Source organism: uncultured Shimia sp., from assembly GCF_947493595.1.
In the GTDB taxonomy this organism is placed as follows: Bacteria; Pseudomonadota; Alphaproteobacteria; order Rhodobacterales; family Rhodobacteraceae; genus Shimia.
In genome coordinates, this window is the sequence record NZ_CANLRL010000001.1 from 226,590 (window position 1) to 248,085 (window position 21,496).

Below are 21,496 nucleotides of genomic sequence, written 5' to 3' on the forward strand. Positions count from 1 at the left end.
TTGTTATGGGTCTGAACCCAAAGAAGGCTGTCGTGCGCCTTTCAGCGGTGGCCGCTGTAATGACGACAGTTGCGACCGCACTGACGGCGCAGGAAAAACCCAACATTCTTGTGATCTGGGGCGATGATATCGGGCAATCCAATATCTCGGCCTACACCATGGGAATGATGGGCTATCAAACGCCAAACATAGACCGTGTGGCCGAAGAGGGCATGATTTTCACCGACTATTACGGTGAGCAATCTTGTACCGCAGGCCGTTCATCATTCATCACCGGCCAATCGGTGTTCCGCACAGGTCTGTCCAAAGTGGGCATGCCGGGCGCGCCAGAAGGTATGCAGGTGGAAGATCCAACGATTGCGGGTCTTTTGAAGGCAGAAGGCTATGTCACCGGGCAGTTTGGCAAAAACCACCTGGGTGACCGCGATGAGATGCTGCCAACCAACCATGGTTTTGATGAGTTCTTTGGCAACCTCTACCACCTGAACGCAGAAGAAGAGCCAGAGAATGAGGACTACCCTCAGGATCCTGAATTCCGTGAGCGGTTTGGCCCTCGCGGTGTGATCAAGTCGTCGGCAGATGGCACAATCGAAGACACCGGTCCGCTGACCAAGAAGCGTATGGAGACTGTGGATGAAGAGACCGTTGCTGCGGCAATTGACTTCATCAAGCGCTCCAACGAGCAGGGTCAGCCATTCTTTGTCTGGTGGAGCGGCACGCGGATGCACTTCCGCACCCACGTCAAAGACGAGATGCGTCTGAAGGCGGATGAGATCGCTGGCAAACACATGGACGAGTACCAGGCAGGCATGATCGAGCACGACATGCATGTGGGTCAGCTTCTGGATGTGCTGGACGAGCTTGGCATCTCTGATAACACCATTGTGCACTATTCCACCGACAACGGCCCGCATATGAACAGCTGGCCTGATGCGGCGATGACTCCGTTCCGCGGTGAGAAGAACACCAACTGGGAAGGTGGCTGGCGTGTGCCGTCCATGGTGCGTTGGCCGGGTAATATTGAAGCCGGATCGATCTCCAACAACATCATGCACCACATGGATTGGTTGCCAACATATCTTGCGGCGGCTGGTAACGCGGACATCAAGGAAAATCTGAAAGCCGGTGGCGTTCAGGCGATTGGCCGTGAGTACAAGGTGCATCTGGATGGCTACAACTTCCTGCCCTACCTGACCGGTGAGACCGAGGAGAGCCCACGTCGTGAGATTTTCTATTTCTCTGATGACGGCGATCTGACCGCGCTGCGCTACAACGACTGGAAGGTGATCTTCCTGGAGCACCGCTATCCGCAGACACTGCGGGCCTGGGCAGAGCCTTGGACAGAGCTGCGTATCCCGCTGTTGTTCAACCTGCGTCGTGACCCGTATGAGCGCTCTAATATCACCTCCAACACCTACTGGGATTGGTATCTGGATCGCGTCTACCTACTGTTGCCAGCGGCTGGCTATGTGGGTGAATTCCTTGCAACATTTGAAGAATTCCCCCCACGTCAGAAGCCAGGCAGTTTCACCATTGGGGATGCCAAGGACAAGATCTTCAGCCAGATCGGCTCCAAGTAAGTTTTTGACAGAGAACACCCCTTCCGGCCCCATGTGGCCGGGAGGGATATTTTTGATCTGGGGTGCGGCCCTGATGCAATTTGGATGGTCCTATGACTTTGTTGACTTCGTTTAAAACAACTTGTTTGTCTTTGGCTCTGGTAGGCGTTGCCGGTGTTGGTTTGGCCGATCCGTTGCCGTCCTGGCAGGGGGCGTCCAAAGACCGGATCATCGCATTTGTCGAAGCGGTGTCTGAGGTTGGCGGGGCGGACTATGTGACGCCGGCAGACCGGATTGCGGTGTTTGATAATGACGGCACGCTTTGGGCCGAGCAGCCGATGTATTTCCAACTGTTTTTTGCGCTCGACCGTGTGGCCAAGATTGGGGCGGAAGATCCGTCTAAGTTGACCAGTGATGTGCTGAAGGCCGCCGCCGCGGGCGACATGGACGGTGTTTTGGCCGGTGGCAAGGAAGGGCTGATCGAGATTTTGGCGCTGTCCCATGCCAATCAGAACCTGGATGAGTTTTCTGCTGATGTGGCGGCGTGGGTTTCAGAGGCAAAGCACCCGACCACGGGGCTTGGCTATGATGAGATGACCTATCAGCCGATGGTCGAGCTGTTGCGGTACCTGCGGGACGAGGAGTTTAAGACCTACATCGTCTCCGGCGGCGGTATCGATTTTATGCGGGTCTTCGCCGAGGACGTTTATGGCATTTCACCTGAGCAGACGATTGGCTCGTCGCTGACGTCAACCTATGAGGTGGTCGACGGCGTTCCGACGATCATCAAGAATGACACGTTGTTCTTTAACGATGACAAAGGCGGCAAGCCGGTTGCGATCAACCACCATATTGGCAAGCGGCCCATTATGGCAGTGGGCAACTCGGACGGCGATTTTGAGATGCTGGAATACACCACGGCGGGCGAGGGCGCACGGTTGGGCGTCTATATCCACCACACCGATGGCGAGCGCGAATGGGCCTATGACCGTGAAGGGCACATTGGGGTGCTGAACCGCGGGTTGGATGAGGCTGACGCGCGTGGCTGGGTGCTGGTCGACATGAAAAACGAATGGACTCGGATTTTCACCGGTGAGGTGGAGTGATGGCGGCACTGGACGAGATCAATGCGCTGCGGGAGCGCATGGGTGAGAGCATCATTGGCCAGCGCGATGTGATTGACCGCTTGCTGATTGGGCTTTTGGCCAATGGCAACCTGCTATTGGAGGGCCTGCCGGGTTTGGCCAAGACGCGCGCGGTGAAGGCTCTGGCGAAGAACTTGGAATGTGACTACTCGCGGATCCAGTTCACGCCGGACCTGTTGCCAGCGGATGTGACCGGCACGGAGATGTATGTGCAAGGCGCGGCGGATGGCGAGCAGTTCCGGTTTCAGCCGGGGCCGATTTTTGCCAATGTTGTGTTGGCTGATGAGATCAACCGCGCACCGGCAAAGGTGCAGGCGGCTCTGCTTGAAGCGATGGAAGAGCGGCAGGTGACGGTGGCAGGAACCACGCACCAGATGGAGCCATTGTTCATGGTGATGGCGACGCAGAACCCGGTGGAGCAAGAGGGGACGTATCCGCTGCCGGAAGCGCAGATGGACCGGTTCCTGATGCATGTGAACATTCTCTATCCACCGCTTGAGGACGAGATCGAAGTGATCCGGCTGGTGCGCGGCGAGGAGCAGGTACAGTTGCAGGAACAGACAGCGGAGAAGGCTTCAAAAGCGCCGCGTGCACCGATTTCGCAGGATGTGGTGTTCCAAGCGCGGCGCGAGATCGCAGGTCTGCATTGCGCCGAGGCGATGGAGGTCTATATGGCCACAATTGTGCAGGCCACGCGCACGCCAGTGGAGTTTGGCGAGAACCTGGCCAAATGGATTGAACTTGGTGGCAGCCCGCGGGCGTCACTGGCGCTGGATCGCTGTTCTCGGGCGCATGCCTGGATGAAGGGGCGCGATTACGTTGATCCCGAGGACATTCAAGCAATTGCGCCGGATGTGCTGCGGCATCGGTTGGCGTTGAGCTATGAGGCGCAGGGCAGCGGCGTGTCTGCCGATGACGTGGTGTCCGAATTGCTGACCTTGGTGGCGGTGCCGTAAGCGGAGGACGCGATGCGAAACCGTGCAGCCTTATCGCGTGCCGGGGTGGCCCCGGATCGGTCGCCGTCTGAGGCCGCAGATGACCCGCGCATTCATGTGAGTTTGCAGGGGCTGCGGTCGTTGGAGCCAGCGGCGCGGGCGATTTCCTTTTTGCCAAAACAGCCCGCGCGGTCGGCTTTGCAGGGGCGGCATCGCTCGCGCATTCGCGGACGCGGTTTGGATTTTGAAGAACTGCGGGATTACCTGCCGGGTGATGATGTGCGCGCAATTGACTGGAAGGTCACGGCGCGGGCGGGGTCGCCCTATGTGCGGGTTTACACCGAGGAGCGGGACCGGCCGACACTGATAGTGGTCGATCAGCGCATGTCGATGTTTTATGGTACGGTGCACAATACCAAGGCGGTCACAGCGGCTGAATGTGCGGCGATTGTGGCGCATCGGGTGGCCAAACAAGGCGACCGGGTGGGCGGTGTGGTGTTTGGCGACAGCGACATGGACGAGCTGCGCCCCGGACGGGGGCGGGCGGCGGTGACGCGATTTTTGACCTCGCTTGAGACGGCCAATCATGGGCTCACAGCGGATGCACCGAAAGTGACCCCGATGCCGTTTAACGATGTGCTGGCGGCGGTGGCACGGCTCGCGACGCGGGATCATCTGGTGATCCTGATCAGTGATTTTGACGCCTGTGATGATGAGACAGAGCGACGGTTGGGCGCAATTGCGCTGAACAATGATGTGGTGCTTGGGCTGGTGGGTGATCCCAGCGCGGACGTGGTGCCAGAAACCGGCGAGGTGACGGCCTCAGACGGCCAGAAGCAAACCTTGTTGGATTTTCGGGCGGAAGAGGTGCGCGCAGGGTTGGCGCAGGTGACCGGATCACGGCGGGATCAGGTGGCAAAGTGGCAGACGAGGATGCGTCTTTCGGTTCTGTCGTTGACCACCGCTGAAGACACACTCGCGCAGGTGGTGCGGTTGCTGGGAGGGCGGGTGCGATGAGCGATGAGGCCACCGAAACCGTGGACAACGACAGCCTTGTGGGGCTGCTCAATCAGCTTGCCGAAGTGCCGGACACAGCGCCCGTGTCGATGATGCCGCAGACGGCCGGCTGGCTGATGGTGGCAGGGATTGTCTTGGCTGTGGCCCTGTGGCGCGGCTGGCGGATGTGGCAGCATTATCGGGCCAATGCCTATCGGCGGGCGGCGATGAAGGCATTGGCGCAGGCGGGGGAAGATCCGGCGGCAGTTTCAGGAATTCTAAAGCGCGCAGCAATGGTGGCCTATGGGCGGCGGCGTGTGGCCGGGTTGAGCGGGCAGACTTGGGTTACGTTTTTGAGCGAGACCGGCGCGGGGCAGTTTCAGGATACCGCCTTGGTGAGTGCCGCCTATCAGAGCGGTCCAGCGCAAGCTGATCCGCAGTTGCTGGCGGCGGCGCGCGCGTGGATTACATCGCATAAGGCACCGGAGGTGGAGGATGTTTGAGCTGAGCCATCCTTGGGTGCTGTTGCTGCTGCCTTTGCCGCTGATCTGGCGGCGGGTGGTGCCGCCGTTTCGCCAACGGCAAGACGCGCTGCGGGTGCCGTTTTTTGACCAGATCGCGGAGGCCGCTGGGCTGACCGTGCGGAACGGTGCGGCGATTGTCGCGCATAAACGGCGGGCGTTGATTGGGGGCGGCCTAATGTGGGCGCTGTTGGTTTTGGCATTGGCAGGACCTGTGCGGCTGGGACCGCCGCAGGAGATCACCATGGCGACGCGGGATGTGATCCTGGCGATTGATATTTCCGGCAGCATGGACACACGCGATTTTCCCGGTGAGGATGGCAAGCCGGTGCAGCGTCTGGCGGCGGTGCAAGAGGTGGTCGAGGCGTTTCTGGCGGATCGGTCTGGTGACCGCGTGGCGCTGATTGTGTTTGGCACGCGGGCCTATGTACAGGCGCCATTAACCGAGGATCTGGACACGGTGCGGGCGTTGTTGGCGCAAACCGAAGTGGGCATGGCGGGGCCGCATACGGCGCTGGGCGACTCGATTGGTTTGGCGATCAACACCTTTGAGGCCAGTGAGGTTGAGGAGCGGCTATTAATCCTGCTGTCGGATGGCAACGACACGGCGAGCCGGATGAGCCCGGTGAATGCCGCCGAAATTGCGCGGGACAAAGGTGTGCGCATGTTTGCGATTGGGGTGGGCGATCCGAAGGCAAGCGGCGAGGACCGGCTGGACATGACGTTGCTGAGAAATTTGGCGCAACGCACTGGGGGGGATGCGTATTTTGCCGCTGATGCGGACGCTTTGGACAGCATCTACGACGAGATTGATGCGCTGAATCCGCAGGAGGCCGACACGTTGAGTTGGCGGCCGCAGCAGGATTTGGCGCATTGGCCGTTGATGGCGGCTTTGGCGGTAGGGTTGATCTTGTTGATGTCGCTTTGGTTGCGGGATCAGGAGAGGATGCGGGCATGACAGTGGACCTGTCGCTGTTCTTGGAGGCGTTCCACTTTCTGCGGCCCTGGTTGCTTGTGCTGGCTTTGCCGGTTGTGGTGACCTGGTGGCGGTTGCGTCAGAGGCGTGGCGCAACTGGGGGCAATGATGGCTGGTTGGCGCCGCATTTGGCAGAAGCGCTGACGGTGCCGGGGAATACGGCGGGCCGGGTGCAGCCGATCGATGTGATCTCATTGGTGCTTTTGTTGTTGGCGGCGGCCGTGGCTGGCCCGAGTTGGACCCGTGCACCGACACCTTTTGCGGCCCAAACCGCGCCGCTGGTGGTGGTGATGCAGGTCACGCCGTCGATGGAGCAAACCGATGTGGCGCCGCAGCGGTTGGCGCGGGCGCGGCAGAAGACCATGGATTTGCTTGCCTTGCGCAGCGGCGCGCGCACGGCACTGGTGGCCTTTGCCGGAACCGCGCATGTGGTGGTGCCGATGAGTGAAGACCCTGGGGTGATGCAGCCCTATTTGGAAGGGCTGACGACAGAAGTGATGCCAATTGAAGGGTTGGACATTCAGGCCGGGTTTGCCACGGCGCAGGCGTTGTTGGCGCGGGAAGGGGCACCGGGGGGCGTGGTGTTCATGGTTGATGAGTTGTCCGCCAGTGCGGCAGCCGAGCTGGCGGAGGCTTGGGGACGGGATGGGGCTGAAGAGGGTGACGCCGCTGAGACTGTGGCTTCGATGAGTTTCCTGTTCCTGTTGCCGGAGGGCAAAGCCTTGCCTCAGGTGCCAGACGGAGCGTCGGCGACACGGGTGACGCCGGACAATCAGGATGTGGCGGAGGTGGAGCGCTCGTTGGCATCGGCCTATCGCCGTGCGCAGTTGGAGGATGAGGCCCAGCCGTGGGAGGATCGCGGCGCGTGGTTGGCCTGGCCCGCGTTGATGCTGTTGCTGCTGTGGTTTCGACGTGGCATGGCAGTGCGCTGGGCGGGGCAGGCCGCGTTGGCGCTGTGGCTTTTGCATCCGGGGCAGGTGCAGGCAGAGGGCTGGCGCGATTGGTTTTTGACGCCGGATCAGCAGGGGTGGCGGGCCTTTGAGCGCAAGGAATACGTCGATGCTGCGGAGGCGTTTGAAGACCCGTATTTGCGGGGCGTCGCGCTTTATCGAAGTGGTCAATATGAGATCGCGGCACAAGAGATGGCGCGTCTGGACACGGCGGAGGCGGCGTTTTTACAGGGCATGGCTCACCTGAAGTCGCGCGGCTACCGCGATGGTGTCCGGGCGTTTGAGCGGGCTTTGGAGATCGATCCAGAGCACAAGGGCGCGCAGCAGAACTTGCAGATTTCTAAAGCCATTGTTGAGTATGTTGAGACCACTCGGGAGCAATCTGACACGGGTGAGGACACCGGGATTGGCGCGGATGATGTGGTGTTTGACAATGAAAGTGGGCGTGGGGAGGACACGCAAATCGAGGTGCCGGAAGAAGACGCACCGGCGCATTTGTCAACGGAACAATGGATGCGCACGGTGGACACGCGCACGGAGGATTTCCTGAAACAGCGGTTCCGACTTGAAGCGGCGCGGGGGGAGCGGCCATGAGGTGGTGTGTTGTCTTTGTTCTGTGGTTGGCAAATGTTGCTGCGGTTTGGGCGCAGGATGTGCAGCCTAAGCTTGAGGTGACTTTTGAGGAAAACGAGACCGTGCCGGGGCAACCGCTGACCCTGCGGCTAACGGTGTTGGTGCCGACGTTTATGCCTGACCCGCCAATGTGGCCGGATTTTGAAACGCCGAACCTGATGGTGCGGCTGCCGTCCAAGGCGAGCTCGCCGACCAGCAAGAGCATTGGCGGGGAAACCTGGTCCGGAATTTCTCGGCGCTATCAAATCACACCGGTGGTGCCGGGCACGTTTGAGATTCCGGCGGGTGAGGTGAAGGTGCGCTATCGGGCACTTGAGGGCAGCGATGTTGTGGAAGCGTCGTTGCCAGTGCCTGCGCAAACGGTGACGGGTGTTGTGCCGGAGGGGGCTGAAGGGTTGGACCCTTTTGTGGCGGCAGATAGGCTGACCCTGACGCAGACCGTTGAGGGGGAGACCACGGGGCTGGACGCCGGTGCAAGTTTTACGCGGGTCCTTGAGGTGAAGATCGAAGGTGTGTCGCCGATGTTCTTGCCATCTGTGACGCCGGAAGAAGGGCTTGCGGGGCTGCGTGCGTATCTAGAAAGCCCTATGGCCGAGGAGACGGAAAACCGCGGCGTGGTCAGTGGTTCACGCGTGGAGAAGACGGTTTACGTGGTTGAAGGCGGCGTGGATGGCGTGCTGCCTGAGGTGCGTTTGCAGTGGTTCAATCTGAAAAGCGGGAAAGTGGAAGAGGCCGTGGTGGAGGCCATTGAGGTGCAGGCGGATGCGCCGGTTTTGGCGTCCAATGCGGAGCCGCTGGATGTTGACAATATCGTGCGGTGGGGCGCGGCATTGGTGGCTTTCTTCCTTGTTGTATGGGCTATTGTGCGTTGGGGTATGCCGGTTCTGCACCGATCTTGGGAGAGAGCCCAGGAGCGGCGGTTGCAGAGCGCGGGGTACGCTTATAGCGGCATCAAGGCTGCGATGCAGAAACGGGATTTGAGTGCCGCCAAACAGGCCTATTTGCGTTGGGCGCGCAAGGTGCCACTTGCCGGGCAGAAGACCGAGAAAGCGATTGAAGAAGCCTTTTTGCAGATTGGCGCGGCGCGGTTTGGCAATGGCAGTGCAACCGAGGAAGCGCGGGCTTGGGCGCAGCTCAAAACACTCTGCCATAGCAAACACCGCGAAACTCGCTATCGTCACGACACGAAGACACCGGATTTGCCCCCGCTTAATCCGGTCTCCACGCATCAGAACTGAAAGACAGCTGTATGACATTTAAGACTTTTTTCGGCATGGCCCTAGCGTGCTTGATACTGGGCTCCGCCGGATATGCGCAGACGCCGCATGGCGCGGGTGTGCCGGACTATGTTGGGTCAGAGGCCTGTCAGGACTGTCATGCAGAAGCCTACGACGCGTGGAAAATCTCGCATCATGGCGAGGCCTGGCGAATGCCAGGAGACGACAGTTTTGTCGGGGCATTCGCGGGAGAAAGTTATGAACATGACGGCATGCGCGCGACGTTTGATAGAGATGGCGACGCCTATGTGGTGACGGTGCGCGAGAAAGACGGCGTGGAAGCGCGTTATGAGATGCAGTCCGTGGGCGGGGTGCATCCGCTAGAACATCCGATCCTGTCGACCGGCAAGGGGCGGTTGCAAAGCTTTGATGTGGTCTGGGATGTGGAGCAGCAGCGGTGGTATCACCTTTATCCGGAGCAGGACTTGCCACCCGAAGATGCGTTTCACTGGACCGGTGTTTACAAAAACTGGAACAGCCGGTGTGCGGAATGTCACGCGACCGGGTTTGAGAAGAATTACGATTTTCAGACCAAGCGATACGCAAGCCAGCAGGTTGAAATTGGCGTGGGCTGTGAGGCGTGTCATGGCCCCGGTGCGGCGCATTTAACTATTGTCGAGGGCGCTAAGCCAGAGAGTTTTGCGGTGGCTTTGGGTGACTGGGGATTTACGGCGACGATGTCAGAACCTGTGGCGGCAATGGAGCAATGTGCGGGCTGTCATGCGCGGCGTGAGGGTTTTGGCAATGGCAATCCGCTGCCGGGAGAGGCCTTTGCTGACAACTACAACCTCGCGATGCTGCGACCCGGATTGTATCATGCCGACGGTCAGATTTTGGATGAGGTCTATGTCTACGGGTCCTTCCTGCAGTCCAAGATGTCTCAGAAAGGCGTGACCTGCGCCAATTGCCATGAGCCACATTCGGCGGAGGTTGTGGCGGAGGGCAACGCGGTTTGCACGCAGTGCCATTCGCCAGCGGGCAATCGCGAGTTCGAGAGCTTGCGGTTGGCTGATTATGAGGATGTGGCGCACACCAACCACCCCGAGGGCACCGAGGCAGCGCAATGTGTGAGCTGTCACATGGTGGACAAGGTCTACATGGGCACCGATCCGCGCCGGGATCACAGCTTTCGTGTGCCGCGTCCTGATCTGAGCGATGCGCTGGACAGCCCGAATGCCTGTACCACCTGTCACGACGACAAAAGCAATGACTGGGCAGCAGGCAAAGTGCGCGACTGGTTCCCCGAAGGGCGCTGGCAGGAGCCGCATTATGGTGAGGTTTTGGCGAAAGGGCGCGCCAATCCGCGCGCTGCGGCGGGAGACTTGATGGGGCTGGCACAGGATGAAACTAAGCCGAATTTGGTGCGGGCAACCGCCTTGTGGCTTTTGGGGCCGGGGGCGACAACACTGGACTTGTTGGAGCTGGGGGTGTTCTTGGAGAATGAGGATCCGCAAATTCGTGTTGGCGCACTCAATGCGTTGCGCGCGCGGGCAGTCGTGGCGACCGCGCCTTATTTGTTGCAAGGCTTGAATGACGAAGTGCGGGCGGTGCGCTTGGCGGCGGCGCGGGCAATTATGAGCCAGAGGCCGGATCGCTTGCCGGATAGCCTGCGGGCGGCTTTGGGACAGGCGTATCGCGAGTTTGGCACGGTGGTGCAGAACCAGATGGATTTTGCCGAAGCGCATTTGCAAGTGGCGGGCTATTCGATGGTGTCGGGCAACTTACCATCTGCCATTGCGGCCTTGTCTGAGGCGGTAAAGCTCAATCCGCAAAACCCTCAAGCCTGGAGCAGCCTGATCCGCATGACCGCACAGGTCGAAGGGCGCCGGGCGGCGCAAAAACGCATGCGACAGGCGTTGGCCTACAATCCTGACGATCCGGATTTGCAGCAGTTGGCGGAGCAATTCTGAGCCTGCCTGCGGCATCTTCGCACAAACCGCGAAAAACACGGAGTTTTTCTAAGGTATTTTGGGTAGACGCCGGTTGTTTTAGGATAGGCGGATGCTTATCAGTCTGAGGCAACGAACAGGAGGGCGCCGATGAACGACGGCAGTATTCTGGCTTTTATCGCCATTTTACCATTTCTTGGCGCATTGGTGCCGGGAATTATGATCCGCGCCGGGCGCAATGCCTGCGCTTCTTTCACTGCCGTTCCAACCGTTTTGGCGCTGATATTGCTGGGCACGCAGGTGCCTGCGGTGATGCGCGGCGAGGTGGTCAGCACAACCATTGAATGGTTGCCACAGTTAGGCCTCTCGGCAAGCTTTTTTCTGGACGGTTTGGGGCTGTTGTTTGCGGGCATGATCCTTGGGGTTGGCCTGCTGATCATCCTGTATGCGCGGTTCTACCTGTCCGGTGACGATCCGATGGGGCAGTTCTATACCTATTTGCTGCTGTTCCAAGGCGCGATGCTGGGTATTGTTCTGTCCGACAACATCCTGCTTTTGTTGATTTTCTGGGAGTTGACCAGCCTGTCATCCTTCCTGTTGATTGGCTATTGGAAGCACCTGCCGGAGGGTCGTCAGGGCGCGCGGATGGCGTTGACAGTGACCGGTGCAGGTGGCTTGGCGATGATCGGCGGCATGCTGATCCTTGGCAATATCGTGGGCAGCTACAACCTGACCGACATTCTGGCGCAGGGCGATGTGATCAAGGCGAGTGAATGGTACATGCCGGCGCTGATCCTGATCCTGATTGGGGCGTTCACGAAGTCCGCCCAGTTCCCGTTCCACTTCTGGCTGCCACATGCGATGGCTGCGCCAACGCCGGTGTCTGCCTATCTGCACTCTGCAACCATGGTGAAGGCAGGCGTGTTCCTGATGGCACGGATGTGGCCTGTTCTGGCGGGCACGGATGCGTGGTTCTATATCGTGGCGACCACCGGTTTGATCACTATGGTGCTCGGCGCGGTGATTGCGCTGTTTAAAGATGATCTCAAAGGCTTGTTGGCATTTTCGACCGTAAGCCATTTGGGCCTGCTGACCATGTTGTTGGGCTTTGGCACCAAGGCGGCGGCGATTGCGGCGGTGTTCCACATCATCAACCACCTGACCTTTAAAGCGGCGTTGTTTATGACCGCCGGGATTGTCGACCATGAGGCGCACACGCGGGACATCAAGCGGCTGGGTGGTTTGGCGAAACTGATGCCGATCACGGCTATCATCGGCACCATCACCGCGTTGTCGATGGCGGGGACCATTCCGTTAAACGGGTTCATTTCCAAAGAGATGATGCTCGAAGAAGCAGCGCACACGGTGTGGTATAACAACCCGTGGATTGTGCCGGTTCTGGCGACCTTGGGGGCCTGTTTTTCTGTGGCGTATTCTTTCCGGTTTATCTTCCACGTGTTTGGTGGGCCGGTGCGCGACGACTACCCGTCCACGCCGCATGATCCGCCCTTTGGGCTCTACGCCGCACCGGCCTTGTTGACCGTGCTTGTGGTTGCGATTGGTGCGATGCCGTTTTTGGCAGAGCCGTTGGTGACCGTGGCGGCCAATGCGGTCACCGGTTTGGACACACATCCACATCTGAAACTGTGGCACGGTGTGACACCGGCGCTGTGGATGTCTGTGATTGCATTTGCGGTGGGCGGCGTTCTGCTGGCTGTGCATGGCAAGCTGGACGCGATTTGGCTGCGGATGCCGCGGCCTGAGGCCAAGGCGATTTTCGATGCGATCATGGAAAGCTGTGTGGCGCTGGCGAAAGCCTTTGCCGGTGGCACCCATAATGGTGTGATGAGCCGATATCTGGCGCTCTTGGTGGTGGCCGCAGTTGCGGTGGGCGCACATGCCTATTTCACTGGTGGTATCAGCGCGCCAACGCGGGAGATCCTGCCGGTGCCGCCCTTGGTTTGGGTTGGCTGGCTTTCTCTTGTGGTGGCGACCTGGCTGGTGGTGAGCCAGCATCGCAACCGCTTCCGCTCTTTGGTGTTTATCTCGATCATCGGCCTCGTGATCTCGGGCGGGTTTGTCTACCTCTCTGCCCCAGACCTCGCGCTGACGCAGATTTCGGTTGAGACCGTGACCATCATGTTGCTGCTTTTGGCGCTGTACTTCCTGCCAAAGGATACGCCTGCGGAAAGCACCAACGGCAAGCGTCTGCGCGATGCGGTGGTGGCGATTGCCGGTGGTGGCGCGGTGGCCGCTTTGGCGATGGCCTTCCTGACCCGCGATGTGGACAGCATTTCGGCTTATCACCTCGCCAATTCCTACAAAGGGGGCGGCGGCACCAATGTGGTGAACGTGATCCTCGTGGATTTCCGGGGCTATGATACCTACGGCGAGATCATCGTGCTTGGCATTGCGGGTCTGACGATCTTTGCGCTGATGGATGCGCTGTTGCGGGGGCCAGCGGCGAAGCGTTTGCGGGATCGGGCGTTCTCTCCTGATCGCTCGCGTGACCGTCACCCGCTGATGATGGTGGTGGCGACCCGAGCGATGTTGCCAATGGCGGTGATGGTGGGACTCTACATCTTCCTGCGCGGTCACAACCAGCCGGGTGGCGGTTTTGTCGCTGGTCTGGTGATCTCCATTGCCTTGCTGATGCAGTACATGGCGTCTGGCTTTGCCTGGGCGCAGTTGCGGCAGCGGATCGAGTATCATTCGATGATTGGCTGGGGCGTGATCATCGCCGGATTGACCGGTGCGGGCGCATGGTTGGCGGGCAAGCCGTTCCTGACCAGTGCTTATGGTTATCTGCATTTCCCACCGATCGAAGAGTTTGAATGGGCCACGGCGATGGCGTTTGATTTGGGCGTGTTCCTGGCAGTGTTGGGCGCGGTGATGCTGATGCTCTACAGCCTGTCGCGGATTGCGCGGTTTGCCGGGGAAACCATCAACGTGACCCCTATGGATCACGATCCGTCCGAGGCGCCGGAGGATGGCGCGGACGAGCAAGAACAGAAGGAGGGCCAATGACATGGAGATGATTGTTGCCAGTGCCATTGGCGTGCTGACGGCAGGGGGGATTTACCTGATCCTGCGCCTGCGGGCTTTCCCTGTGATCCTCGGGATGGCGTTGCTGTCTTATGCGGTGAACGTGTTCCTGTTTGCCACCGGTCGTCTGGCGGTGAATGCGCCGCCGATCCTGAACAAATACGCGGATGTCAGCTATTCTGACCCGCTGCCGCAGGCTTTGGTGCTGACTGCGATTGTGATCAGCTTTGGCATGACGGCAGTCTTGGTAATGATCGCGCTGGGCGCCTACCTTGAGGCGGACAGCGATGAGATCAACATGACAGACGAAGATGATGCGCAGGACACAGAGGGGCAGGGCGTATGAACCACTGGATTATTGCTCCTGTAGTGTTGCCAGCGCTGCTGGCGCCGGTGATTGCCTATGTGATGCGGCACGACATTAAGCTGGCGCGCTATGCCTCGGTGGCGGGCACGGTGATGCTGGCGGCGATTTCGCTGGGCCTGCTGGCCACGGCCGCAGATGGCGAGACACATGTTTATTACCTTGGCGACTGGCCGGCGCCCTTTGGCATTGTGCTGGTGCTGGATCGCCTGTCGGCGATGATGGTGCTGTTGACGTCGATACTGGCGCTGATTGTGTTGTGGCATGCAATTGCGACGGAGTGGGACAACCGCGGTCGGCACTTTCATGCGCTGTTCCAGTTCCAGCTGATGGGGGTCTGTGGCGCCTTCCTGACTGGTGATGCGTTCAACCTGTTTGTTTTCTTCGAAGTGCTTCTGATCGCCTCCTATGGTCTGATGATCCACGGCGGTGGCAAGGTGCGGCTGAAGGCTGGCCTACAGTATGTGGTGATGAACCTCGCAGGCTCCACGTTGTTTCTGTTTGCGCTTGGGGCGCTTTATGCGTCGACTGGCACGCTGAACCTCGCAGACCTGGCTGTGAAAGTGCGGGAACTTCCGGTCGAAGAAGCGGCCATTCTGCGGGTGTCGGCGGTGTTGTTGCTCATGGTGTTTGCCATCAAGGCGGCGTTGTTTCCGGTGCAGTTCTGGCTGCCCGCGACCTATGCCAATGCACCCGCGCCAGTGGCGGCGCTGTTTGCGATCATGACCAAAGTGGGTGCCTACGCGATCATCCGGTTCTACACGCTGGTGTTTGGCCCGGATGTGGCCGCCGTGGACGGTTTGATCGGCAGCTGGGTGATGCCGGCGGCGGTGATCACCGTGGCAATTGGAGCGATTGGCGTTCTTGGCGCGCGGCGGTTGATGCCGATGCTGTCTTTCGCAGTGGTCGGCTCCATGGGCACGCTGTTGCTCGCTGTGGCGGCGTTTACGCCTGAAGCGATTGGCGCAGGGCTGTATTACCTGCTGCACTCGACCTTTGCGGCTGCGGCGCTGTTCCTGCTTGCGGATCTGGTGGTCACGCGACGCGGTAGCGATGCCTTGAGCGCGCAGCCGCCCATCTATCAGAACGGCCTGTTTGCGGCGTTCTTTTTTGTTGGGGCCATTGGCGTGACCGGGATGCCGCCGCTGAGCGGGTTCCTGGGCAAGCTGCTGGTGTTGGACGGTGTGCGAGACATGCCGTGGATGGCCACCGCCTGGGCGGCGATCCTGATCGGTTCGTTGGTGACCATCGTGGGCTTTGCACGGGCCGGCAGCGTGGTGTTCTGGAAAGCCACGGCCTTGGCCGATCCTGAGGCGGAGGAGCCAGAAGATGCGGAGCCTATTGGTGTAAATGCGCTGACCGGCGTGAGCTTGTCTCTGGCGGCATTGGTGCTGTTGGCAGTGTTTGCCGGGCCAGTGATGGGCTATCTGGAGCAAACTTCGGCGCAGTTGTTTGACGTGTCAGCCTATGTTGAGGCGGTGCTTGGGCAGCCTGGGGAGGATCTGAAATGAGACGGAAACTTCTACCACACCCGATCTTGAGCCTGACCTTGTTGGTGATCTGGCTGATGCTGGTCAACAAAGTGACGGTTGGCAACGTGCTCTTGGGGGCGATCTTTGGGGTGATTGTGCCAATTCTGACCGCGCCCTATTGGCCGGGTCGTCCGCGTATCCAGAACTACTTCAAAGTGGTGGAATATGTGCTGGTGGTGCTGTGGGACATTGTGGTCGCGAACTTCCACGTCGCCGCGATTATCCTGTTCAAGCGCAACAAGGACATTCACGCCAAGTGGGTTACGGTGCCGCTCGATGTCACATCGCCTGAGGCAATCACAATTTTGGCAGGCACCATCACAATGACGCCGGGCACGGTGTCGGCGATGTTGTCGGCTGATGGCTCCAGCGTGCTGGTGCATTGTCTGGATTGTGAAGACCCGGATGCGGTGCGCGATGAGATCAAAAACCGCTACGAGCGCCGGTTGAAGGAGATTTTCTCATGATCACAATGGCTCTCTATTTTGGCTTTGCCTGCTTTGGGCTTGGCATGTTGATGTGCGTTCTGCGCATCGCCAAAGGCCCCACCGCGGCGGATCGGATATTGGCGCTCGATACGCTTGTGATCAACGTGATTGCGTTGTTGATCCTTTATGGCGTGCACAAGGGCACAGCGATTTACTACGAAGCCTCCATGTTGGTGGCGATGGTCGGGTTTGTGTCCACGGTTGCCTACTGCCGCTTTGTGCTGCGCGGCGACATCATCGAGTAAGGGAGAGACAAATGTTTGCAGAAATCCTTGTGTCCTTCTTCATCGTGCTGGCGGGTGTGTTTGGGCTGGTCGGCAGCTTTGGCATGCTGAAGCTCAAAGACACCATGCAGCGCCTACATGCCCCCACCAAGGCGACCACACTTGGGGTTGGCGGGGTGCTGATTGCCTCGATGCTCTACTTCCTACTGGTGAAAGGCACCCTGTCGTTTCATGAGCTTTTGATCACCATCTTCCTGTTCCTGACCGCACCGGTGAGCGCGCATTTCGTTGCCAAGACATACATTCAGGCCAAGATGAAGCCGGAGGAGTTGCCAGGCTCGGACGGGGAGTTTGGTTGGGCGATCTATGATGATCCGCCAGCCTATTACGACAACGATTGATCGGTTTGGTCTCATGAAGATCTTAAAAAACGCGCCCCACGTCGGCGCGTTTTTGCTTTTTCTGCCAGATGCTTGGCATTTGTGGTTAACGCACGCTTGCCGCTTGCGGCGGGCCATGTTTCTATGGCGTGAATTGTCATGTGATCACCGCCGTTGCATTTGGCCCTGATCTCCAAGCCATTGGGATAAGACACCATGAAGTTTCCGATTTTCACTCCACTGTCAGCGGCCATGCTCTCGGCGAGCCTTTTGGCGTCCAGTGCCATGGCACAAGATGCCGCATCCCCAAAAGTTGCGATTGCGGCGGCTTACACGGATGAGCTGGTCGATGAGGTCATTTTCATCGGCAAAGGGGAAGCCGTGGACAAGGTCGATCTTGTCGCGCGGGTAAGTGGGTTTGTTGAAAAAATTCACGGTCTGGATGGAGATGAAGTTGCGGCGGGAGACCTGTTGTTTGAGATCGAGCCGGAGGTCTATCAGGCGGCAGTTGATGCGCGCAAAGCGGATCTGTCTCAAGCGGAAGCCAATCTGCGTCTGAGCGAAGTGGAACTGGTCCGCAAAACTGAGCTGTTTGAGCGTGATGTGGGTACTGAGGCGGATCGCGACGTGGCCGTTGCTGACAACGAAGTGGCTAAAGCGCAGGTGGAAATTGCCAAAGCGGCTATTGCACAGGCGCAGTTGGATTTGGATTACACCAAAATCCACGCTCCGTTTGATGGGCGCATTGGGCGGTCCAATGTCAGTGTGGGCGAGTTGGTGGGGCCAAACAGTGCGTCGCTGATCAACATTGTGCGCACAGCACCGATCTTTGTGGAGTTCTCGCTCACTGAAAAGCAATTGGTGGAAGTGATGGAGCATCACGAAGCCGAGCTTCAGGAACTGGCTGACAAGGAGAAGGCACCGAAAGTTTACGCCATTTTGCCAAACGGGGACGAGCTCGAAGAAGTTGGACAGGTGGTTTTTGTAGACAACCGGATCAACCCCGCCACGGGCACCATCACCTTGCGAGCAGAGTTTGAAAACGCGCGTGGGTTGCTGCTGGACGGGGCGTTCCTGAACATCCGTATTGCCAGCGCGGCACCAAGTCAGGTGTTGATGATCCCACAGGCGGCCGTGCAGCGCGATCAGCGTGGTGATTTTGTGCTGGTTGTTGGCCAACAGCAGACTGTGGAGCAACGCTACGTGACGCTGGGTCGTCAGGTTGAGGCGGCTGTGGTTGTTGAGGATGGCATGCGGGAAGGCGAATCCGTGATTGTCGAAGGCCTGCAACGTGTGCGCCCCGGTGTGACCGTGGATGCCGTGCTGGCCGGTCAGTCGACAGAGGAGCAGTAACCCGTGTTTTCAGCGATCTTCATCCAGCGCCCCAAAACGGCGTTTGTGATTTCCCTGGTGCTCTCCATTATGGGGTTCATCGGGTATAACACGCTTCCAGTGGAGCAGTTTCCGGACATCACCCCCCCTGTGGTGACAGTGTCGACCAACTACACCGGGGCCAACTCTGAAACGGTGGAAAACACCGTCGCCGCGCCAATCGAGGCGCAAGTGAACGGTGTGGATGACATGATTTATATGTCGTCTGATAGTACAGATACGGGGTCTTACAACCTGTCGGTGACGTTTGAAGTGGGCACAGACCCGGACATCGCCTCGGTGAACGTGCAGAACCGCGTGGCACAGGCCACTGCGCAACTGCCAACCGAGGTGACCAATAGCGGGGTGGTGACACAGAAGTCCTCCACCAACATGCTGTTGATTGTGACTTTGGCATCCCCAAACGGCACCTACGACGAGGTGTTTTTGTCCAATTACGCTTCTATCAATCTGCGTGACGCACTGGCGCGCGTGAAGGGCGTTGGTAAAGCGGACGTGATGACCAACTTTGAATACTCCATGCGGATGTGGATGGATCCAGACCGCATGGCGGGACTCGGTTTGACGCCCGGCGATCTGGTTGCGGCCATTCGTGAGCAGAACCTTGAGGTGTCCGCCGGTCAGATCGGCACGCCGCCAATCCCGACTGGTCAGCAGTTTCAATACACCATCAAATCCAAAGGCCGTTTGACCACGGTGAAGGAATTTGAAGAGATTGTGCTGCGGACCGGCGAAGCAGGCAGCATAGTGCGTATGAAAGACGTTGCGCGTGTCGAATTGGGCGCAAACTACTACAACGCGTCTGGTCGGGCCGACGGCAACCCAGCGACGGTTTTGGCGATTTATCAGGCGCCAGGTGAAAACGCTTTGGCGGTTGCTGATGCTGTAAAGGCTGAAGTGGAGCGGCTCTCCAGCGCCTTCCCGGATGATGTGGAATATGCCATTCCTTATGACAGTACGCTGTTTGTGGAACAATCGCTGAGCGATGTGGTTTCGACCCTGATCTTGACCTTCATTCTTGTGATCTCGGTTGTATTTGTCTTTCTGGGCAATGTGCGGGCGACCGCCATTCCGGCGGTGGCCATTCCTGTGTCTTTGATTGGCACGTTTGCGTTCCTGCTGCTGTTTGGCATGTCGCTAAACACGATCTCGCTGTTCGCTCTGGTGTTGGCTATCGGGATCGTGGTGGATGACGCCATCGTGGTGGTGGAGAACGTCGAGCGGATCATTGCGGAAGAGGGGCTTTCGGCTGCGGACGCAACCCGCAAAGCCATGGGGCAAATCACCGGTCCGGTGATTGCCACCACCCTGGTTTTGCTGGCGGTGTTTGTGCCGGTGACGTTTATGCCCGGCATCACCGGACGTTTGTACACGCAGTTTGCCGTGACCATTTCGACCGCGGTGGTGATTTCGTCAATCAACGCGTTGACACTGTCTCCGGCGCTTTGCTCGCTGATTTTGAAAGCACGTGATCCAGGTGGCCCCAAAGGGGTGATGGCGGTGTTTGAAAAAGGTGTGGACGGAGCACGGGGGGCTTATGTCGGCGTTGTGCGTCGCTTTGTGCGTATTCCGATCCTGGCAATTGTTGTGCTGGTGGGGATAATGGTTGGTTCTGGCACGTTGATGAAGACCATCCCGGCCGGCTTTATCCCATTGGAAGACAACGGCACGCTGTTTGTGGATGTTCAGCTGCCGGATGCAGCGTCGCTTGAGCGGACCGAGACCGTGACGGCCCGTTTGAATGAGCAGTTGATGGAACTCCCTGGCGTGGCCGGCTCTGTGCTGGTGAACGGCTTTAGTTTGCTCAACGGTTCCGGATCTAACGGGGCAATGATCATTTTGAACCTTGAACCTTGGGACGATCGGCAGACGGATGAGTTGAGCGCGGATGGGATTTTGGCGAAGGTCTACGGTGTTGCGAACCAGGAGATTTCCGCCAGCGTGATTGCCTTCAACCCGCCGCCAATTTCCGGACTCGGCTTGAGTGCTGGTGTGGAAATGAAAGTGCAACAAACCGGTGGCGGTTCGGCACAAGACCTCTCGGCGGCGATTGGTTCCTTGGTGTATGCGGCCAACCAGCGCCCGGAGATGGCACAGAGCTACTCCACCTTCCGCGCGAACGTGCCCAAGGTCTATGTGGATCTGGATCGTGAAAAGGCCAAGTCTCTCAATGTGTCGATCTCTGACGTGTTCACGACGTTGCAAGGCTATATGGGCTCGATCTATGTGAACGACTTCAACCTGTTTGGTCGGGTGTACCGCGTGATGATCCAGGCGGATGGCGAGTTCCGCTCTCAGGTCGAAGACATCAATGCGCTTTATGTGCGCTCTCAAACCGGTGAAATGGTGCCCATGGGCACATTGGTAAACGTGCGCAATGAGTTGGGGCCGGTGGCCTTGAACCGTTACAACATGTTCCGTTCTGCCACGGTAACGGGTGTGCCAAAAGAAGGTCTGTCGACTGGCGATGCGATCCGCGTGCTGGAAGAGGAGGCGGCGAATGCGCTGCCGCCGGGCTACAGCTTTGAGTGGACCGGGACAGCGCAGCAACAACAGTCCGGTAGCGGGCTTGTGATCATCATCCTGATTATGGCGGTGGTCTTCGCTTACCTGTTCCTAGTGGCCCAGTATGAAAGCTGGACCATGCCGGTGGGCATTTTGCTCTCCGTGTCTGTGGCGTTGTTTGGCGCCCTTGCAGCGGTGGCTGTGTCAGGCGGGGATGTGAACCTCTATACTCAGATCGGGATGATCATGTTGATTGGCCTGGCCTCCAAAAACGCCATTCTCATCGTGGAATTTGCGATGGAGCGGCGGGCCGCCGGGTTGAGCATCAAGGAGGCCGCGATTGAGGCCGCCAGTCAGCGTTTCCGCGCGGTGATGATGACAGCGCTGTCGTTCCTGTTGGGCGTGGTGCCATTGCTGGTGGCCAACGGCGCTGGTGCGGCCAGCCAGAAAGCGATCGGTGTGGCTGTGTTTGGCGGTATGTTGGCGGCGACAGTGATTGGCGTCATCATCGTGCCCATCCTCTATGTGCTGCTGCAAGGCGTGCGCGAATGGGTCAAAGGCACCAACAAGCAAGTGGTGCCGTCAGACGCGGCTTAAACCGCTCTGAACACCAACGTAAACATAGTCTGTGGCGGCACATACCTTTGACGGGTTGCCGCCACAGTGCGTTTTGGACCGGGTGTTG

At 58.9% G+C, this 21,496-nt stretch carries 17 protein-coding genes; all 17 read left to right on the forward strand.

Features of this window, described 5'->3' with window-relative positions; genetic code table 11:
* Positions 1–59 precede the first annotated feature (59 nt).
* Complete coding sequence (locus Q0955_RS01160; RefSeq protein ID WP_299421006.1) at positions 60–1,580, forward strand: arylsulfatase; 1,521 nt, start codon at positions 60–62, stop codon at positions 1,578–1,580.
* A 92-nt stretch (positions 1,581–1,672) separates the two neighbouring features.
* Positions 1,673–2,665: an HAD family hydrolase gene (locus Q0955_RS01165; protein ID WP_299418897.1), complete on the forward strand. Its 993-nt coding sequence runs from the start codon at positions 1,673–1,675 to the stop codon at positions 2,663–2,665.
* Positions 2,665–3,660 carry a MoxR family ATPase gene (locus Q0955_RS01170; protein WP_299418899.1) on the forward strand — a complete coding sequence of 332 codons (996 nt, stop codon included), beginning with the start codon at positions 2,665–2,667 and terminating at the stop codon, positions 3,658–3,660. The genes Q0955_RS01165 and Q0955_RS01170 overlap by 1 nt, the downstream gene beginning before the upstream one ends.
* A gap of 12 nt (positions 3,661–3,672) precedes the next feature.
* Positions 3,673–4,656, forward strand: a complete 984-nt coding sequence (locus Q0955_RS01175; protein WP_299418901.1) for a DUF58 domain-containing protein — start codon at positions 3,673–3,675, stop codon at positions 4,654–4,656.
* Positions 4,653–5,138 (forward strand): DUF4381 domain-containing protein, encoded by a 486-nt coding sequence (locus Q0955_RS01180; RefSeq protein ID WP_299418903.1) that lies wholly within the window; start codon positions 4,653–4,655, stop codon positions 5,136–5,138. The genes Q0955_RS01175 and Q0955_RS01180 overlap by 4 nt, the downstream gene beginning before the upstream one ends.
* Positions 5,131–6,114, forward strand: coding sequence for a VWA domain-containing protein (locus Q0955_RS01185; protein WP_299418905.1), 984 nt, complete (start codon positions 5,131–5,133; stop codon positions 6,112–6,114). Before Q0955_RS01180 ends, Q0955_RS01185 begins: the two co-directional genes overlap by 8 nt.
* A complete protein-coding gene (locus Q0955_RS01190; protein WP_299418907.1) occupies positions 6,111–7,676 on the forward strand; it encodes a VWA domain-containing protein in 1,566 nt (521 codons plus the stop codon). The genes Q0955_RS01185 and Q0955_RS01190 overlap by 4 nt, the downstream gene beginning before the upstream one ends.
* A complete protein-coding gene (locus Q0955_RS01195) occupies positions 7,673–8,953 on the forward strand; it encodes a hypothetical protein (RefSeq protein WP_299418909.1) in 1,281 nt (426 codons plus the stop codon). The genes Q0955_RS01190 and Q0955_RS01195 overlap by 4 nt, the downstream gene beginning before the upstream one ends.
* 11 nt (positions 8,954–8,964) lie before the next feature.
* On the forward strand, positions 8,965–10,902 hold the full coding sequence (locus tag Q0955_RS01200) for a multiheme c-type cytochrome (RefSeq protein ID WP_299418911.1): 1,938 nt from the start codon (positions 8,965–8,967) through the stop codon (positions 10,900–10,902).
* 129 nt (positions 10,903–11,031) lie between these two features.
* Positions 11,032–13,908: a monovalent cation/H+ antiporter subunit A gene (locus tag Q0955_RS01205; protein ID WP_299418913.1), complete on the forward strand. Its 2,877-nt coding sequence runs from the start codon at positions 11,032–11,034 to the stop codon at positions 13,906–13,908.
* Between the two features lies 1 nt (position 13,909).
* A complete protein-coding gene (locus Q0955_RS01210; RefSeq protein ID WP_299418916.1) occupies positions 13,910–14,272 on the forward strand; it encodes a Na+/H+ antiporter subunit C in 363 nt (120 codons plus the stop codon).
* Positions 14,269–15,801 carry a monovalent cation/H+ antiporter subunit D gene (locus Q0955_RS01215; RefSeq protein ID WP_299418918.1) on the forward strand — a complete coding sequence of 511 codons (1,533 nt, stop codon included), beginning with the start codon at positions 14,269–14,271 and terminating at the stop codon, positions 15,799–15,801. The genes Q0955_RS01210 and Q0955_RS01215 overlap by 4 nt, the downstream gene beginning before the upstream one ends.
* The gene (locus Q0955_RS01220) at positions 15,798–16,289 is read left to right on the forward strand and encodes a Na+/H+ antiporter subunit E (RefSeq protein ID WP_299418920.1); all 492 of its coding nucleotides are present in this window, start codon (positions 15,798–15,800) and stop codon (positions 16,287–16,289) included. The genes Q0955_RS01215 and Q0955_RS01220 overlap by 4 nt, the downstream gene beginning before the upstream one ends.
* Positions 16,286–16,555 carry a K+/H+ antiporter subunit F gene (locus Q0955_RS01225; RefSeq protein WP_299418923.1) on the forward strand — a complete coding sequence of 90 codons (270 nt, stop codon included), beginning with the start codon at positions 16,286–16,288 and terminating at the stop codon, positions 16,553–16,555. Before Q0955_RS01220 ends, Q0955_RS01225 begins: the two co-directional genes overlap by 4 nt.
* A gap of 11 nt (positions 16,556–16,566) precedes the next feature.
* Positions 16,567–16,935 (forward strand): Na+/H+ antiporter subunit G, encoded by a 369-nt coding sequence (locus tag Q0955_RS01230; RefSeq protein ID WP_299418925.1) that lies wholly within the window; start codon positions 16,567–16,569, stop codon positions 16,933–16,935.
* A 195-nt stretch (positions 16,936–17,130) separates the two neighbouring features.
* Positions 17,131–18,267: an efflux RND transporter periplasmic adaptor subunit gene (locus Q0955_RS01235; protein ID WP_299418927.1), complete on the forward strand. Its 1,137-nt coding sequence runs from the start codon at positions 17,131–17,133 to the stop codon at positions 18,265–18,267.
* A gap of 3 nt (positions 18,268–18,270) precedes the next feature.
* Positions 18,271–21,408, forward strand: coding sequence for a multidrug efflux RND transporter permease subunit (locus tag Q0955_RS01240; protein ID WP_299418929.1), 3,138 nt, complete (start codon positions 18,271–18,273; stop codon positions 21,406–21,408).
* The last annotated feature ends 88 nt before the right edge of the window (positions 21,409–21,496 follow it).